Source organism: Leisingera sp. JC11 (assembly GCF_040704725.1).
In the GTDB taxonomy this organism is placed as follows: domain Bacteria; phylum Pseudomonadota; class Alphaproteobacteria; order Rhodobacterales; family Rhodobacteraceae; genus Leisingera.
In genome coordinates this window covers 137,066-154,191 of record NZ_JBFCVS010000001.1, presented here as the reverse complement: position 1 = coordinate 154,191, position 17,126 = coordinate 137,066, and the positions used below count along the sequence as shown (strand labels likewise).

General features: G+C 64.4%; 15 protein-coding genes. 9 read left to right on the top strand and 6 right to left on the bottom strand.

What is annotated here, in order from left to right; all coding sequences use genetic code 11:
• Positions 1–82: 82 nt before the first annotated feature.
• Positions 83–1,081 (bottom strand): DUF2125 domain-containing protein, encoded by a 999-nt coding sequence (locus AB1A62_RS00780; RefSeq protein ID WP_366659217.1) that lies wholly within the window; start codon positions 1,079–1,081, stop codon positions 83–85.
• A 67-nt stretch (positions 1,082–1,148) separates the two neighbouring features.
• On the opposite strand from AB1A62_RS00780, the gene AB1A62_RS00775 reads away from it, so the two are divergent.
• The 3 genes from AB1A62_RS00775 to AB1A62_RS00765 all read left to right on the top strand — a co-directional run bounded on the left by AB1A62_RS00775 (position 1,149) and on the right by AB1A62_RS00765 (position 4,793).
• Positions 1,149–1,679, top strand: a complete 531-nt coding sequence (locus AB1A62_RS00775; RefSeq protein WP_366659216.1) for a gamma-glutamylcyclotransferase — start codon at positions 1,149–1,151, stop codon at positions 1,677–1,679.
• A gap of 78 nt (positions 1,680–1,757) precedes the next feature.
• Positions 1,758–2,948, top strand: a complete 1,191-nt coding sequence (locus AB1A62_RS00770) for a biopolymer transporter ExbB (protein ID WP_366659214.1) — start codon at positions 1,758–1,760, stop codon at positions 2,946–2,948.
• A gap of 3 nt (positions 2,949–2,951) precedes the next feature.
• Positions 2,952–4,793, top strand: a complete 1,842-nt coding sequence (locus AB1A62_RS00765; protein WP_366659213.1) for a peptidoglycan -binding protein — start codon at positions 2,952–2,954, stop codon at positions 4,791–4,793.
• A 244-nt stretch (positions 4,794–5,037) separates the two neighbouring features.
• Here AB1A62_RS00765 and AB1A62_RS00760 read toward each other — a convergent pair whose 3' ends face one another.
• The 3 genes from AB1A62_RS00760 to gloB all read right to left on the bottom strand — a co-directional run bounded on the left by AB1A62_RS00760 (position 5,038) and on the right by gloB (position 9,301).
• Positions 5,038–6,027, bottom strand: a complete 990-nt coding sequence (locus AB1A62_RS00760; RefSeq protein ID WP_366659212.1) for a M23 family metallopeptidase — start codon at positions 6,025–6,027, stop codon at positions 5,038–5,040.
• Positions 6,027–8,351 carry an ATP-dependent Clp protease ATP-binding subunit ClpA gene (gene clpA / locus AB1A62_RS00755; RefSeq protein ID WP_366659211.1) on the bottom strand — a complete coding sequence of 775 codons (2,325 nt, stop codon included), beginning with the start codon at positions 8,349–8,351 and terminating at the stop codon, positions 6,027–6,029. The genes AB1A62_RS00760 and clpA overlap by 1 nt, the downstream gene beginning before the upstream one ends.
• Positions 8,352–8,527: 176 nt before the next feature.
• Positions 8,528–9,301: a hydroxyacylglutathione hydrolase gene (gene gloB, locus AB1A62_RS00750; RefSeq protein WP_366659209.1), complete on the bottom strand. Its 774-nt coding sequence runs from the start codon at positions 9,299–9,301 to the stop codon at positions 8,528–8,530.
• A 55-nt stretch (positions 9,302–9,356) separates the two neighbouring features.
• On the opposite strand from gloB, the gene AB1A62_RS00745 reads away from it, so the two are divergent.
• The 6 genes from AB1A62_RS00745 to AB1A62_RS00720 all read left to right on the top strand — a co-directional run bounded on the left by AB1A62_RS00745 (position 9,357) and on the right by AB1A62_RS00720 (position 15,382).
• Complete coding sequence (locus AB1A62_RS00745) at positions 9,357–10,103, top strand: class I SAM-dependent methyltransferase (RefSeq protein WP_366659208.1); 747 nt, start codon at positions 9,357–9,359, stop codon at positions 10,101–10,103.
• 373 nt (positions 10,104–10,476) lie between these two features.
• Complete coding sequence (locus tag AB1A62_RS00740; RefSeq protein ID WP_366659206.1) at positions 10,477–11,037, top strand: F0F1 ATP synthase subunit delta; 561 nt, start codon at positions 10,477–10,479, stop codon at positions 11,035–11,037.
• Positions 11,038–12,576 carry a F0F1 ATP synthase subunit alpha gene (gene atpA / locus AB1A62_RS00735; RefSeq protein ID WP_366659204.1) on the top strand — a complete coding sequence of 513 codons (1,539 nt, stop codon included), beginning with the start codon at positions 11,038–11,040 and terminating at the stop codon, positions 12,574–12,576. It abuts the gene before it with no gap.
• A gap of 15 nt (positions 12,577–12,591) precedes the next feature.
• A complete protein-coding gene (locus tag AB1A62_RS00730; RefSeq protein WP_366659202.1) occupies positions 12,592–13,467 on the top strand; it encodes a F0F1 ATP synthase subunit gamma in 876 nt (291 codons plus the stop codon).
• A 21-nt stretch (positions 13,468–13,488) separates the two neighbouring features.
• The gene (gene atpD, locus AB1A62_RS00725; protein WP_366659200.1) at positions 13,489–14,913 is read left to right on the top strand and encodes a F0F1 ATP synthase subunit beta; all 1,425 of its coding nucleotides are present in this window, start codon (positions 13,489–13,491) and stop codon (positions 14,911–14,913) included.
• Between the two features lie 55 nt (positions 14,914–14,968).
• Positions 14,969–15,382, top strand: a complete 414-nt coding sequence (locus AB1A62_RS00720) for a F0F1 ATP synthase subunit epsilon (protein WP_366659199.1) — start codon at positions 14,969–14,971, stop codon at positions 15,380–15,382.
• Between the two features lie 197 nt (positions 15,383–15,579).
• Here AB1A62_RS00720 and AB1A62_RS00715 read toward each other — a convergent pair whose 3' ends face one another.
• Together AB1A62_RS00715 and AB1A62_RS00710 are read right to left on the bottom strand one after the other, a co-directional pair.
• Positions 15,580–15,987 carry a hypothetical protein gene (locus tag AB1A62_RS00715; protein WP_366659198.1) on the bottom strand — a complete coding sequence of 136 codons (408 nt, stop codon included), beginning with the start codon at positions 15,985–15,987 and terminating at the stop codon, positions 15,580–15,582.
• A gap of 158 nt (positions 15,988–16,145) precedes the next feature.
• Positions 16,146–17,033: a DMT family transporter gene (locus AB1A62_RS00710; RefSeq protein ID WP_366659197.1), complete on the bottom strand. Its 888-nt coding sequence runs from the start codon at positions 17,031–17,033 to the stop codon at positions 16,146–16,148.
• Positions 17,034–17,126 lie beyond the last annotated feature (93 nt).

Sequence of the window (17,126 nt, the reverse complement as noted above, 5' to 3'; positions counted from 1 at the left end):
AGCGCGTTTGCAGGTTTTTTGGGAGTGCCTGTAAAGGGTGAACGGCGCGCGCTTTGCGGCCCTTGACTGGCAGGCGTTGCCTTCAGCGGATGATCAGCCGCGGCGCATGGCCCAGCGGCAGCGGGCCCAGCGTCACGTATCCGTCCGCGAACCCCAGCGTGATGTCCAGGTTGCGCGGGTTGCCGCGGGCTTCTGCCAGCAGGCCCAGCACCCGCTCCACCGAACTGCGCAAGGAGGGGGGCAATGCGCCGCTGCGTTCGGCCATCAGCACCAGCCCGCGCCAGTTCTCCGCCTGCAGCGCAATCTCGCCTTCCGGCAGCCCCTGGTCATCGACCGTCAGCGTGCCGGTGGCCTTGAGCCGCAGATCGCCCCAGCGGGCGTCGGCCAGTTTCAGACCGATCCGGCGCGGCTGCGGCCGCCTCTGCTCCAGCGCGGACCGGTCCCAGGGGGCGTCAAAATCCACCGTCATCTCCAGCTTCAGCGTGTCGAACCGTTCCGGCAGCGGCGCACTGGCCGCGAGCAGCCTGCGCCAGGCGGCGCGGGGGGCAAACTCCCTGGCTTCGGCGGCAATGCGGTAGGTCTCGGGGGCGCCGGCTTGCACCATGCGCAGGTCCAGCGCAGCGCCGCTCAGCACCGCTTCGCCGCCGCGGGCAATCTGCCAGCTGTCCGCCACGGCGGCCATCTGCTCCAGCTCCAGCGCAACCCCCGGCTTCAGGTGCAGGCTGGCCTGCAGGCCGTCAGCGGTGATCACCGCGGTCCGGTCGAAATAGGACAGCCGCTGCGCCGTCGCCGGGAAGTGCAGCTCCAGCTGCCCGGGCCAGGCGGCAGGGCTCGACAGCTCCAGCCAATCCGCCCGCCAGGCGGTGCCGGTGCGGGGATCGGCGAGGGCAGGGCGGCTGATCCGGGTCTGGTGCCGCAACGGATAGCCTTGCGTCTCGAGCCCGGCATACTCCGCCTGCCAGCCCCGGCTTTCCTGCGCCTCGAACCAGGCGGCGATGCCGTTCTTCAGCCCCCAGGCTGCGGCCGCCCAGTAGAGGCTCCACACCAAGAGGGCGGCAATCAGCAGTTTTGCCAGGCGCATCGGATAGCCTCTTTTGTCCGGATCAGGATTGCTGTTTATAGGGAGGGCACGGAAAGGGCCAGACAACATGACCATGTGGGTATTCGGATACGGATCGCTTCTTTGGAACCCGGGCTTCCCGGTGGCGCGGCGCGAGGTGGCGGTGCTGCACGGTTATGCGCGCTCCTTCTGCATGACCTCGATCCATCACCGCGGCAGCGAGGAAAAACCCGGCCTGGTGCTGGCGCTGGACGCGGTCGAAGACGCCCATTGCAAGGGCATCGCCCTGGCGGTCGAGAGCGGCCACGAGGAGCAGACCCTGGCGGAGCTGCGCGAGCGCGAGCTGATCTCCTCTGCCTATCTGGAACGCGACCTGGCGGTGGAGCTGGGTGATGGTTCCTCAGTCACCGCCGTCACCTATGTGATCGACCCGCACCATGTGCAGTATTGCGGCGGCCTCAGCCTCGAGGAACAGGCCCAGATCATCGCCCATGCGGTGGGCGGACGCGGCCCCAATACCGAATACCTCTACAACACCGCCGAACATCTGGCCGAGATCGGCCTGCACGACAGCGATCTCGACTGGCTGGCTGGCCGGGTGCGGGAAATCACCGCATAAAGCCTTGGCGCTTTTGACACTTTGCTTATAGGCTGCGAACGCAATACGAGCAGTCAAAAGTGTCAGGAGCCAAGCAATATGGCGCAGCCAGACCGCAAGACCCGGCCGCAGTTCTCCCAGCCGGTGCGGCAGATCATCATGATGCTGATCGCACTTGGGCTCTCGGGCTTTGGCGCCTTTGTGGCGCTGCCGCGGGTGCTGCCGGTGTTTGAGGCCAACCCCTGGCTCAACGGCTTTATCGTCCTGGTGTTCGTGATCGGCGTGCTGGCCTGTTTCTGGCAGGTGGTGCAGCTCATTGGCTCGGTGCGCTGGATCGAGCGTTTTGCCGGCGGCGACAACCAGGAGCACCGCCGCCCGCCCTCGATGCTGGCGCCGCTGGCCTCGCTGCTGGGGTCGCGCAGCGCCCGGATGCAGCTGGGCTCGGCCTCCACCCGCTCGATCCTGGACTCGGTCGCCAGCCGCATCGACGAAGACCGCGAGATCACCCGCTACATTGTCAACCTGCTGATCTTCCTGGGTCTTCTGGGCACCTTTTACGGCCTCGCCACCACCGTTCCCGCCGTTGTCGACACCATCCGCAGCCTGGCGCCGCAGGAGGGCGAGGAGGGGCTTTCGGTCTTCAACCGGCTGATGACGGGGCTCGAGGCCCAGCTGGGCGGCATGGGTGTTGCTTTCGCCTCCTCGCTCCTGGGTCTTGCGGGCTCGCTGATCGTGGGCCTCTTGGAGCTGTTCGCGGGCCACGGCCAGAACCGGTTCTACCGCGAGCTGGAGGAATGGCTGTCCACCATCACCCGGGTCAGCTTCTCCTCCGGCGAGGACGGCGCCGGCGACAGCGGCGTGGTTTCCCAGGTGCTCGACAACATGGCGGAGCAGATGGACGCGCTGCAGGCGATGTTTGCCGAAACCTCCGAGGGCCGCGCGGCAGTGGATCAGAAGCTGGGCGACCTGGTCGAGACCATCCAGGAAATGAACCGCCGCCAGGAGCAGACCGGCACCATCACTGCGGCATTGGACCGGGTCGCGGTCGGGCAGGAGGCGCTGACCGAGATCCTGCGCAGCCAAAGCGAACACGGCGGCATCGATGCCGAAAGCCGGATGCGGCTGCGCTCGATCGACGTGCAGATGCTGCGCATCCTCGAGGAAATTTCAGCCGGCCGCCAGGAAAGCCTGGCCGAGCTGCGCAAGGACATCGACCTGATGATCAAGGCCTTTGCGCGCCCGCGCGGACTGTCCCGCGGCGGTCTGCCGGACCGGGGCCCGGGGGAGTAACCGATGGCTCTATCCCGGCGCACAGGACAGCGGTTCCAGGCCTCGATCTGGCCCGGCTTCGTCGACGCGATGACCGGGCTTCTGCTGGTGCTGATGTTTGTTCTGACCATCTTCATGGTGGTGCAATTCGTGCTGCGCGAAACCATCACCGGACAGGAAAGCCAGCTGGATGAGCTGTCGGCTGAGGTCAGCGCGCTGGCCTCAGCCCTGGGGCTGGAGGAGCGCGAGAACCGGCGCCTGAACGCCCGGATGGGGGCGCTGACCTCAACCCTCAACACCGCTGAACAGGATCTGGCGCAGGCCCGCAGCCTGATCACCTCGCTGACCGCAGAACGCGACCGCCAGGCCGGAGAACTGGCCGAGGCCGCCAGCCGCATCACCAGTTTCGAGGCCCAGGTGGCGGCCCTGATCGCCAGCCGTGACGCGGCCCGGGCGCGGGTTGCGGACCTGAGCGCTGAACGCGAAAGCCTGGAAGCCGCCCGCGCTGCGCTCCTGAATGAGCAGGAAGCGCTGAACCTGGCGCTGGCCCAGGCCCGCGGCGAGATCGACGCCCAGGCCGAAGCGGCGCGGCTGGCGGCGGCGGAGCGCGAGGCGATGGAAGCGCTGATCGCCAGCCTTGAGGCGGAGGAGGCTGCCAAGTCCGAAGAAATCGCCGGGCTTCAGGAGCAGCTGAGCGCCGAAGAGGCCGCCCGGATGGTGGAGGCCGCCACCGCCGAAGCCCTGCGCAAAAATCTGCAATCGGCTGATGCCGAGCTCACAGCCATGACCCTGGCGCTGGAGGCGCAGCGGCAGCAGGCGGAGGACACCCTGACCCTGCTGGCAGCCGCAGAGGCCGCAAAGCGGCAGCTGGATGCGCAGCTCAGGGAACTGGAGGCGGCCCGCGCCGGGTCGGATGCGGAGGCCGGGCGGCTGGCGGCGGAGCTGGCGGAGGCCAAGGCTGCGCTGGCCGCGGCTGAGACCCAGGCAGAGGATCTGGAGGTGCTGCGCCAGCGCCTGCTGGCCGCCGTGGCGGCGCAGGAAGCGGCAGAGGCTGCGGCCACGGAACGGCTGACCCAGGCCGAAGAACGCGCGGCGCTGCTGGCGCAGGCGCGGGACGCCCTGTCGCAGGAGCAGGCGGTGTCAGAGGAAGCCCGCCGCGAGACCGCGCTGCTCAATCAGCAGGTCGCGGCCCTGCGCGAGCAGCTGGGCGGCTTGCAGGCGATTCTGGACGACTACCAGGCCCGCGATGCGGCGCAGCAGGTGCAGCTTCAAAATCTCGGCCAGGACCTGAACGCAGCGCTGGCCCGCGCCGCCTCGGAAGAGCGCAAGCGGCGGCTCCTGGAAGAGCAGGAGCGCAAGCGGCTGGAAGCCGAGGCTGAGGCGCTCACTGCCAAGGCGCAGGACCTGGAGCGCTACCGCTCAGAGTTCTTCGGGCGGCTGCGCGATCTCCTCGGCACCCAGGAGGGCGTGCGCATCCAGGGCGACCGCTTTGTCTTTGCCTCCGAGGTGCTGTTCCCGCCGGGCAGCGCCACCCTGTCACCGGAAGGCCGGGTGGAGATCGCCAAGGTGGTGTCGATCCTGCAAAGCGTGGTGACGGCGATCCCGCCGGAGATCAACTGGATCATCCGGGTGGACGGGCACACCGACAACTCTCCGCTGATCGGCCATTCGAAATTTGCCGACAACTGGGAGCTCAGCCAGGGCCGGGCGCTGTCGGTGGTGCGCTACATGGTCGAGGCGCTGGGGGTGCCGCCGTCACGGCTGGCCGCCAACGGGTTCGGGGAATACCAGCCGGTGAACCCGGCGGACACGCCGGAGGCCCGCGCCCAGAACCGGCGGATCGAGCTGAAATTCACCGAGAAATGAGCCGGCCGGACGGCAGGCTGCAGCGGAACCGTTGAGCGGGAGAGGCCCACTGCCACGGCCCGCGGGGTGCAACCCGCTTCACTAAAGGAGACAAGCTACTAGTTACACACGGGTTGCTGCCCCACCGGGCAGTAGGGCTGCCATATAACCTATTGCGATTTACGGGGTTATCAAATCTGAAGCGGCTGCCAGGGCCGGCACGGCTTTCCGGCAGGCGCCTCCCGCCCGGCGGCTGCGCGGGATGTCACTGAGAGGCCGCGTCCGCCGCGGGCGGGATCACCATGGCGCGGGAGAACCTGCCCACTTCGGCGCCGTCGCGCAGCAGCCGGGCGGTGCCGGTATAGCTGCCCGCAGGCCATTGCCCGCCGCGCAGGCGGCGGCCCGCGGCGCGGAACAGCTGCGCCTGGGTCCGCTCAAGGGTTTCGCCGTGCGAGACCAGCTCGCCGCCGGGCCCTGTCACGCTCAGCTCCAGCCTGTCGCCGGCCTGGCTGCCATAGGCATAGGCCCAGAACACCAGCGCCGGCGCATCCGCAGCCAGCGGCGCCTCGCCGGCGGTGCCGGCCTGAATCGCGTCGAATCCGGGGATGGCAGAGGCAAAACCGGCCCCGATCAGCCCGCCCGGCTGGTAGGGCAGCGGCTCAGCCCAAAGCGTCCGCGCCGGCGGGCTGCCGCAGCTGCCCAGCCTGTCCGGGGCAAAGGGATCCACCACTTCGCCGTCCTTGCGCACCGACAGGTGCAGGTGCGGGAACTGGGTCCTGCCGGAGAGGCCGACCTCCCCCAGCACATCGCCGGCCCTGACCTTCTGGCCGCTTTCCACCCGGACCGAGCCGCGCTTCATGTGGCAGTACTGGGTCTCCCAGCCGCTGCCGTGGCTCAGCACCACGCCGTTGCCGCATTCCTTGCCGTCGATGGCGGCTTCGTTCTGAGCAGTGGCATACTGGTCCGGCATCGAATTGCGGGTGCCGCGGACGACCCCGTCCGCCGCCGCGCGCACGGCGACGCCCGCCTGCATGTCGGTCAGGTAGGGCAGGGCAAAATCGGTGCCCTTGTGGCCGTCATAGCTGAGCGTGCCGCAGGTGAAATCCGTGGCGCCGCTGCCGGGGTCGTGGTCGGTGAACTGCTGGATGCGGCAGTCCTCGCCCAGGGTGCAGTCCAGCGGGAACTGCAAAACGAAATCGCCCGCCGCGGCAGGCGCGGCGAGCGAGAAAGATGTCAGCAGGGCTGCGAGGCGCATCAGTCCGCGGTCAGCAGCGGCGGCTTGTCCCCGGAAATCCGCGGGCTTCCCGGCCCTTCCAGGCGCAGGTCCAGCTTGCCGTCCTTGATGCCGACCTTGACCACGCCGCCCTTGGTCAGCTTGCCGAACAGCAGCTCCTCCGCCAGCGGCTTCTTGATGTGCTCCTGAATGACGCGGCCCAAGGGGCGCGCGCCCATGCGGTCGTCGTAGCCCTTGTCAGCCAGCCACTCGGCCGCCTTGCGGGTCAGCTCGATCGAGACATTGCGGTCCATCAGCTGCGCTTCCAGCTGGAGGACGAACTTCTCGACCACCTGCAGGATCACCTCCTTGCCCAGCGGCGCGAAGGAGATCACCGCATCCAGGCGGTTGCGGAACTCCGGCGTGAAGGTGCGCTCGATGGCGGCGGTGTCCTCGCCCTCGCGGCGGTCGCGGCCGAAACCGATGGCGGCCTTTGCCTGTTCCGACGCACCGGCGTTGGAGGTCATGATCAGGATCACGTTACGGAAGTTCACGGTGCGGCCGTTGTGGTCGGTCAGCTGGCCGTTGTCCATCACCTGCAGCAGGATGTTGTAGACATCCGGGTGCGCTTTCTCGATCTCATCCAGCAGCAGCACACAGTGCGGGTGCTGGTCGACACCGTCGGTCAGCAGGCCGCCCTGGTCAAAGCCGACATAGCCCGGAGGCGCGCCGATCAGGCGGGAGACCGCGTGTTTCTCCATGTATTCCGACATGTCGAAGCGCAGCAGCTCCACCCCCAGCTGGTCCGCCAGCTGCTTGGCCACCTCGGTCTTGCCGACGCCGGTGGGGCCTGCAAACAGGTAGTTGCCGATCGGCTTTTCCGGTTCGCGCAGGCCGGCCCGGGCCAGCTTGATGGCGCTCGACAGCGCGGTGATCGCATCGTCCTGGCCGAACACCACGCGCTTCAGCGAGTTCTCCAGGTCCTTCAGCACCTCGGCATCGTCCTTGGAGACGTTCTTGGGCGGGATGCGGGCGATCTTCGCCACAACAGCCTCGATCTCCTTGACGCCGATGGTCTTGCGGCGCTTGCTTTCGATGATCAGGTGCTGCGCGGCGCCGGCCTCGTCGATGACGTCGATGGCCTTGTCCGGCAGCTTGCGGTCATTGATGTAACGCGCCGACAGCTCCACCGCGGTCTTGATCGCATCCGAGGTGAACTTGATGCCGTGATGCTCCTCGAAATAGGGTTTCAGCCCCTTCAGGATCTCGATGGAATCCTCCACCGTCGGCTCGTTCACATCGATCTTCTGGAACCGGCGGCTCAGCGCGCGGTCCTTCTCGAAGTGCTGGCGGAACTCCTTGTAGGTGGTGGAGCCCATGGTGCGCAGCTTGCCGCCCTGCAGCGCAGGTTTCAGCAGGTTCGACGCATCCATGGCGCCGCCGGAGGTGGCGCCGGCACCGATCACGGTGTGGATCTCGTCGATGAACAGCACCGCATCCGGGTGGTCCTCCAGCTCGGAGACCACGGCCTTCAGCCGCTCCTCGAAATCGCCGCGGTAGCGGGTGCCCGCCAGCAATGCGCCCATGTCGAGCGAGTAGATGGTGGTTTCCGACAGGATCTCCGGGGTTTCGCCGGAAACGATGCGGCGCGCCAGCCCTTCGGCGATGGCGGTCTTGCCGACACCGGGGTCGCCCACCAGCAGCGGGTTGTTCTTGCGGCGGCGGCACAGCACCTGGATGCAGCGCTCGACCTCATGGTCGCGGCCGATCAGCGGGTCGATGTCGCCGTCGCGGGATTTCGCATTCAGATCGACGCAGTACTTGGCCAGCGCCGACTCCTTCTTCTCGCCCTCGGGGGCGGCGGTCAGGTTGTCCTCTTCCTGCTCGGTGGCGCCGGTGACCGGGCGGGATTCCCCGTAGGCCGGGTCCTTGGCCACGCCGTGGGCGATGAAGTTCACCGCGTCGTAGCGGGTCATCTCCTGGTCCTGCAGGAAATAGGCGGCGTCGCTCTCGCGCTCGGCAAAGATGGCGACCAGCACATTCGCCCCCGTTACCTCGGTGCGGCCGGAGCTTTGCACATGGATCGCGGCGCGCTGGATGACGCGCTGGAAGGCTGCGGTCGGCACCGCCTCCGATCCGTCGATGTCGGTCACAAGGTTGGCAAGATCCTCATCCACGAATTCCACCAGGGAGGATCGCAATTCGGTCAGGTCGACGCTGCAGGCGCGCATCACGCGGGCCGCGTCGGGCTCGTCGATCAGGGCCAGAAGCAGATGTTCCAGGGTTGCGAATTCATGACGGCGTTCATTCGCCAGCGCCAGCGCTGCGTGAATGGCCTGTTCCAGGGTGCTCGAGAATGAAGGCACGGGCGTGCTCCTCTGATCTTGGGTTGGCCGGTGGGGCGGTATTAACCAACCCCTCAGTTCAACCATGTGCTTATAAGGTTAGAGTTTGGTTGATAGAGCGCCGGCTTCAAGGTCTTTTCTTCATTTTGGGGTCACAATTATTTTCTCCCTGTTGCGCCCCGATGCCCTTGATTTGCTCAGAAATTGTCCTTCCGTTTGCGGATTTCGGCAAAAACCTCTGCATCTTCAGCGTCTTGCATGCCCAGTTGCGCTCTCACAGCGCTGTCAGCCGCACGCAGGAACGGATTGGTGTCAAGTTCCAATTGCAGTTCGGACGGCACCGTCGCGACGCCGTTTTCCCGGGCCTTTGCGATATCGCCCACCCGCGCCTGCAACGCCGGGTTTCCGGGGTCCACGGTGACCGCAAAAGCACCGTTAGCCTGGGTGTATTCATGCCCGGAGTAAACCAAAGTTTGCGGCGGCAGCGCGGCAAGACGCGACAGGCTGGCCCACATCTGCTGCGGCGTGCCCTCGAACAGCCGCCCGCATCCCAGCGCCATCAGGCTGTCGGCGGTGAAAACCGCCTCCGCTCCGGGGATGTAATAGGCGATATGGCCCACCGTGTGGCCGGAGACATCCATCACCCGCACCTCTTCGCCCAGCAGGGGGAAGCTGCCGCCGTCCTCGACCGCCATGTCCAGCGGCGGCAGCCGGTGCGCATCCCCCTGCGCGCCGATCACCTTGGCGCCGTAGGCATCTCGCAGCTCCGCCACCCCGTCCACATGGTCCCAGTGGTGGTGGGTCAGCAGGATCCAGTCCAGCCCCCAGCCGCGGTCCGACAGCGCCGCCTTGACGGCGCCGGCCTCGGGCGCATCCACCAGCGCGGTTTCACCGGAGGCCGGATTGTGGATCAAAAAGGCATAGTTATCCGACAGGCAGGGCAGGGTGACGATCTCAAGAGGCATGGTCATTCGCCTTTACATTGCTAAACTGCGCCCAGATTGGCCGAAGCAGCAGGCGCCCGCAATGCATCTTGATGTTCAGGATCTCAGGAACTTCTACTACCGCAGCACCCTGGGGCGTGCGGCGCAGGCGTCGGTCCGCGGCCGCCTGCTGGAGCTGTGGCCGGAAGCCGCGGGGCTGACGGTGGCGGGCTTCGGCTTTGCCGCGCCGCTGCTGCGCCCCTACCTGCCGGAGGCGCGCCGGGTGATGGCGCTGATGCCGGGGCCGCAGGGGGTGATGCAATGGCCTGCGGGGATGCCCAACGTCTCGGTCCTGTGCGAGGAGACCAGCTGGCCCATCGACACCGGCCGCGCCGACCGGCTGGTGGTGATGCACGGGCTGGAAACCTCGGAACGGCCCAGCAAGCTCCTGGAGGAATGCTGGCGGGCGCTGGGGCCGGGGGGGCGCGCGATTTTCATTGTGCCGAACCGGGCCGGCCTCTGGGCGCGCTCAGACCTGACGCCCTTCGGCTTCGGGCGCCCCTACACGCTGCGCCAGCTGGAGGGCCAGCTGCGCGAGCATCAGTTCGCCATCGAGCAGCACACCGCCGCGCTCTACCGGCTGCCCAGCCACAAGCGCTTCTGGCTGAAATCCGGCGCCATGCTGGAAAAGATGGGCCGCAAGCTGCCCGCAATGCTGGCCGGCGGCGTGTTCATGGTCGAGGTCAGCAAGCAGACCTACCCGCAGAAGGGCCACATGACCCGCGCCAAGGCGCCGAACCGCATCCGGGTGCTGGAGGGGCTCTCCAACCCGATGCCGGAACCGGCCTGAACCAAGCGGCGCGCCCGGCACCGGATTTCGATTCCCGAAATCCGCCGGAACGGCCCGTTCGGGTGGTTTTCCACCCTTATGTGACGTTTTTTGACGCAAATGCCGCTTTCCGGAATCGCAAAATCCTGCAGTTCACCCGCACTTTTTTATTTATCGACTGTGGTCAAAGGGCCGCACTTGGCGCAAGCCTTTGAAAACGCAGGAAACATGCTTTCTTCTGTTACCGTTATAGGCAGTTGATAGGTCGCATCCGCTCTGCTAGACCCACGCTGATTTCAACGCCCCGCTGCCAATGGGGGATGACTCACGCCCCCGGACGCCTCCTGATGCCAGGTACGCCAACCGGGGCCAAAAACATATCGGAAGGGTGGACGTGTCCGAACCAGCTTCGATTTCTGCAGGCATTGCTGCGCGCTATGCCACGGCGGTGTTCGACATCGCGGAAGAGAACAAGGCGCTCGACAGCCTTGAAACCAGCATCAATGACCTGGCAGCCGCGCTGGCTGACAGCGAAGACCTGAACAGCCTGATAAATTCGCCGCTCGTGTCGCGCGAAGAGCAGGGCACCGCAATCACCGCGGTGGCAGACAAGATGGGCCTCGACCCCGTGCTGCGCAACACTCTGGCCCTGATGGCCGACAAGCGCCGCCTGTTCGTGGTGCCCGCGCTGATCAGCGCGCTGCGCGACCGCCTGGCCGAAGCCCGCGGCGAAGTGACCGCCGAGGTGGTCTCCGCCAAGGCGCTGACCAAGACCCAGAGCGAAAAGCTGGCCAAGACCCTGGCCGAGCGCGTGGGCAAGAAAGTTACCATCAATGCTTCCGTCGATGCCTCCATCATCGGCGGTCTTGTCGTTAAAGTGGGCTCGAAGATGATCGACAGCTCGATCCGCTCCAAGCTCAACTCCCTACAGAATGCAATGAAAGAGGTCGGATAAATGGGTATCCAAGCAGCAGAGATTTCTGCGATCCTGAAAGACCAGATCAAGAATTTTGGTCAAGAAGCCGAAGTGGCAGAAATCGGCCGCGTGCTGTCCGTCGGTGACGGTATTGCCCGCGTTTACGGCCTCGACAACGTCCAGGCCGGCGAGATGGTCGAATTCCCGGGCGGCATCATGGGCATGGCGCTGAACCTCGAAGCCGACAACGTCGGTATCGTGATCTTCGGCTCCGACCGCGACATTAAAGAAGGCGACACCGTCAAGCGCACCAACTCCATCGTGGACGTTCCGGCCGGCCCCGAGCTGCTGGGCCGCGTTGTCGACGGTCTGGGCAACCCGCTGGACGGCAAGGGCCCGATCAACGCTGCGCAGCGTCAGGTTGCTGACGTCAAGGCGCCGGGCATCATCCCGCGTAAATCGGTGCACGAGCCGATGGCAACCGGCCTGAAATCGGTTGACGCGATGATCCCGATCGGCCGCGGCCAGCGCGAGCTGATCATCGGCGACCGTCAGACCGGCAAGACCGCCGTGGCTCTGGACACCATCCTGAACCAGAAGGTCTACAACGACGCCGCAGGCGACGACGAGTCCAAGAAGCTGTACTGCGTCTACGTCGCTGTCGGCCAGAAGCGCTCGACCGTGGCCCAGCTGGTGAAGAAGCTGGAAGAGTCCGGCGCCATGGAATACTCGATCGTGGTTGCCGCAACCGCGTCCGACCCGGCACCGCTGCAGTTCCTGGCACCCTATGCCGCAACCGCGATGGCCGAATACTTCCGCGACAACGGCAAGCACGCGCTGATCATCTATGATGACCTCTCCAAGCAGGCCGTGGCCTACCGCCAGATGTCCCTGCTGCTGCGCCGTCCGCCGGGACGTGAAGCCTACCCGGGCGACGTTTTCTACCTGCACTCCCGCCTGCTGGAGCGTTCGGCAAAGCTGAACGAGGACTTCGGCGCCGGCTCGCTGACCGCTCTGCCGGTCATCGAAACCCAGGGTGGCGACGTGTCCGCGTTTATTCCGACCAACGTGATCTCGATCACCGACGGCCAGATCTTCCTGGAAACCGAACTGTTCTACCAGGGCATCCGCCCCGCCGTGAACACCGGTCTGTCGGTTTCGCGTGTGGGCTCCTCGGCCCAGACCAACGCGATGAAGACCGTTGCAGGCCCGGTTAAGCTGTCGCTGGCCCAGTACCGCGAGATGGCGGCTTTCGCCCAGTTCGGCTCCGACCTCGACGCCGCCACCCAGCAGCTGCTGGCCCGTGGCGCCCGTCTGACCGAGCTGATGAAGCAGCCGCAGTACTCGCCGCTGACCAACGCCGAAATCGTCTGCGTCATCTTCGCCGGCACCAACGGCTACCTCGACAAGGTGGACCTGAAGGACGTTGGCCGCTGGGAAGCGGGCCTGATCGCCCACATGCGCGGCAAAGGCAAGGAAACCCTGGACTGGATCACCAACGAAGATCCCAAGATCAAGGGCGACGCCGCTGACAAACTCAAGGCTGCGATCGACGAATACGCCGCAACCTTCGCATAAGGAGAGAGTCGGGACATGCCTTCTCTCAAGGACCTTAAAAACAGGATCGAGTCGGTCAAATCGACCCGCAAGATCACCAAAGCCATGCAAATGGTGGCCGCGGCGAAACTTCGCCGCGCCCAGGAAGCTGCCGAGGATTCCCGGCCCTACACCAAGCGGTTCAACGCCGTGATGGCAGGGCTGGCGGCCTCGGTCGGCGGCAGCGACTCCGCGCCCAAGCTGCTCCGCGGCACCGGCTCGGACCAGATTCACCTCCTGGTGGTCATGACCGCCGAACGCGGCCTCTGCGGCGGCTTCAACTCGAACATTGCCAAGCTCGCCCGCCAGAAGGCGGCCGAGCTGAAGGCCGCGGGCAAGACGGTCAAGGTTCTGACCGTCGGCAAGAAGGGCCGCGACGCCCTGAAGCGCGACCTCGGCAGTGATTTCGTCGGCCATGTGGACCTCAGCGAAGTCAAGCGCATCGGCTATGCCAATGCGCAGGCGATCGCCAAGGACATCCTGACCCGGTTCGATGCTGGTGAATTCGACGTCGCCACGATCTTCTACTCGGAGTTCGTCAACGTCGTGACCCAGATCCCGACCGCGCAGCAGATCATCCCGGCCTCCTTCGAGGCTGAGGAGGGCGAAAGCTCTGGCGCCGTCTACGACTACGAACCGGGCGAAGAGCGGATCCTCGCGGACCTGCTGCCGCGCGGCGTGGCGACCCAGATCTTCTCGGGCCTGCTGGAAAACGGCGCATCCGAACAGGGTGCCCGGATGAGCGCGATGGACAACGCGACCCGCAACGCGGGCGAGATGATCGACAAGCTGACCATCGAGTTCAACCGTTCCCGTCAGGCCGTGATCACCAACGAGCTGATTGAAATCATTTCGGGCGCTGAGGCGCTCTAAGAGACAACCGGAGACCAACAAATGGCACAAGCAAAAGGCAAGGTGACTCAGATCATCGGCGCCGTTGTGGACGTCCAGTTCGACGACCACCTGCCCGCAATTCTGAACGCACTGCACACCGAAAACGACGGCAAGACCCTGGTTCTGGAAGTTGCCCAGCACCTCGGCGAAAACACCGTCCGCACCATCGCTATGGACGCAACCGAGGGCCTGGTCCGCGGTCAGGCCGTGACCGACACCGGCGCGCCGATCTCGATCCCGGTCGGCAACGCCACCCTGGGCCGCATCCTGAACGTTGTGGGCGAGCCGGTGGACGAAAAGGGCCCGGTGAACGCAACCGAGACCCGCGCCATCCACCAGCCGGCACCGGAATTCAACGACCAGTCCACCGAGTCCGAAGTCCTGGTGACCGGCATCAAGGTGATCGACCTGCTGGCGCCCTACGCCAAAGGCGGCAAGATCGGCCTGTTCGGCGGCGCCGGCGTGGGCAAGACCGTTCTGATCATGGAACTGATCAACAACATCGCAAAAGTGCACTCGGGCTTCTCCGTGTTCGCGGGTGTTGGCGAACGGACCCGTGAAGGCAACGACCTGTACTGGGAAATGATCGAATCCAACGTGATCAAGCCGGACAACCTGGAAGAATCCCAGGTGGCCCTGGTTTACGGTCAGATGAACGAGCCTCCGGGAGCCCGTGCCCGCGTTGCGCTGACCGGCCTGACCCTGGCCGAGCAGTTCCGCGACCAGTCCGGCACCGACGTTCTGTTCTTCGTGGACAACATCTTCCGCTTCACCCAGGCCGGTTCCGAGGTGTCCGCTCTGCTCGGCCGTATCCCGTCCGCTGTGGGCTACCAGCCGACCCTGGCCACCGACATGGGCGCGATGCAGGAACGCATCACCTCGACCAAGCACGGCTCGATCACCTCGATCCAGGCCGTCTACGTTCCCGCGGACGACCTTACCGACCCGGCACCGGCAACCACCTTTGCCCACCTGGACGCAACCACCGTTCTCAACCGCGCGATCTCCGAGCTCGGCATCTACCCGGCTGTGGACCCGCTGGACTCCACCTCGCGTCTGATGGACCCGGCGATCGTTGGCGAAGAGCACTACAAAGTGGCTTCCGACGTCCAGCAGATCCTCCAGCGCTACAAGTCGCTGCAGGACATCATCGCCATCCTCGGCATGGACGAACTGTCGGAAGAGGACAAGCTGACCGTTGCGCGCGCGCGTAAAATCCAGCGTTTCCTGTCCCAGCCGTTCGACGTTGCGAAGGTGTTCACCGGCTCTGATGGTGTGCAGGTTCCGCTGGAAGACACCATCTCGTCGTTCAAGGCCGTTGTGGCCGGCGAATACGACCACCTGCCCGAAGGCGCCTTCTACATGGTCGGCGGCATCGACGAAGTGAAGGCCAAGGCCGAGAAGATGGCTGCGGAAGCCGCCTAAGCACGGATTTTCCCCCGCGCCCCGCGGTGCGGGGGGACCCTGAAAGGAGGCCCCAATGGCACAAACGATGCAATTCGACCTCGTCAGCCCCGAGCGCAGCCTGGCTTCTCTGCAGGCCAGCTCGGTTCTGATCCCCGGTGCGGAAGGCGACATGACGGCAATGCCGCTGCATGCGCCCACCATCACCACCCTGCGCCCCGGCGTGCTGAAGGTCGAAAGCCCGGAAGGCAACTCGGAGTATCTGGTGACCGGCGGTTTTGCCGAAATCGCAGGCGACAGCCTGTCGGTTCTGGCCGAACGCGCGATCCCGATGGCCGAGATGACCCGCGATCAGATGAACGCGCTGATCGAGGAAGCCCGCGAGATGTACAAGACCGCGAAAGAGGAAGACCAGCCGCACGGCCTGGTCGAGGACGCAGCCAAGCTGCTCGCCGACATGGAAGCCCTGGGCACCCATATGTCCCTCTGATCCAAACGCGGATTGGACGAAACAGAGACCGGCTCCCGTTGGGGGCCGGTTTTCTTTTTTGGGGAAGGAGGGCCTTGAGTGTCAGGAGTGGAGGATGACAGACCTCAACAGGGACCTTCCCCCATTTTCTCAAATCGAGTTGGGAACGTGTGGCAAATAGCGGGACGAAGCGGACAATGCTTCAACGCCAATAAATGTCAGCTTTTGGTTTGCATCGACCAATCGAGTGCTTTGACCTCCAGCGCCTCGTCTCTGAAGTAGAAATGGAAGTGCCTGGTACCTAATCCGTTTATTGTGATCCAAGGAGTTGCGTCCAGATCATCACGAGTATCGCCCGAAACTTCGTAGAACTCGCCCCAAGCCGGTGCGAGGCCACTAAAACGACACTGTCCATCATACCAGCCGTGGTCGTTTACGCTTGTAATGCGGTATCTTTCGCAGTTATCAAACCGGACCAAGATAAACGAGACACGCTCGAACTCAGGATAAAGGAATTGGTTGGGTCTAAAGCGAGCGACGAGCGAAGTATCGTCCTGCTCGGCTTGGAGATCAGGCGAATTTGGTTCCGCATTCCAGTCAGCGTTGAGTTGGGTGAACTTCAGCATCTTTAACTTGCCTCACGCGATATCCTCAGAAGCTGGATAGCAGACCTTTCTGCAACGCGCAGCATCGATCAAACTGGGCTCGGAGGGGCCTTTGGTGCTCGCCGTGGCAAATGGCAGTAGCTGGCCGAGTTCGACCGCGGCAGCGTGAAAGCACGATTTTAGGAGCGCAAAGCGTTTAGCATCAGGCCCAAAGCGATTAAGACACCGCCTACAATGTGATAACTTTCCAGCGTCTCACCGAGAAGCAGAATACCGAGTGCACCACCAAAGAAGGGAACCAGATTGTTGTAGGGGGCTGCGACAGACGGTCCGACAATGGTCGTTCCCCAATTCCACACCAAGAAGGCTAAGATCGAAGGAAACAGCGCGAAATAGATCATGGAGGCTGCAACCGTCTGTGTGTCTGGTGTCGGAATTTTGCCACCTGAAATGCTGCCAAAGATGAGCAGAATGACGCTACCAATAACAACCAGCACGGCCAGGAAGGAAACCTCACTTAGCTCAACGGGTCTCAAAGGGAGCGAAACGCAGTATCCCGCCCAAGCAAGGGCAGACACAATGGCCCACAGGTCACTCGTTGCGACTTCAAATGCGAGTAGTGCGGTGAAACTTCCCCGGAAAACAAGGACAAGCGCACCGAGAAGGCCAAACAATACAGCCAGTGCCCCTGCGGCTCCGATCCGTGCGTTCCATGCGAGCGAAGAGCCAAGCACGATCAAAACCGGTGCAGCCGAAAGGTAGAGGGAGGCATTCAAGGCAGTCGTCTGCGCGACTGCCAAGAACAGTGTCGCTGGGTATATTACGATTCCCAACATTGAAATGAGTGTCAGACTTGCGAGCTTTCGAAGGATTATCGACCCATCCATTTTCCAACGAAAAAATAGAAAAACCGAAAACACGACAGCGCCTGGCGCCCACCGCCAGAGTGTAAGCCATACTGCACTTCCTTCATTCAAGCCGAAGCGACCAACGGCGTAGGAGCCTCCCCAGGCGAGGCAAGCGAAAATCAAGAAAAGATGTGCAGTTGCTAAGCGGCTATGAAACATGGAGTCTTGCTATCACAGTTTTGAGGCAATGAAATTGCGATGAACGGGTTCTCCGGGCGGACGAAACCATGTTGCACCTGGTGGTCTGGATAA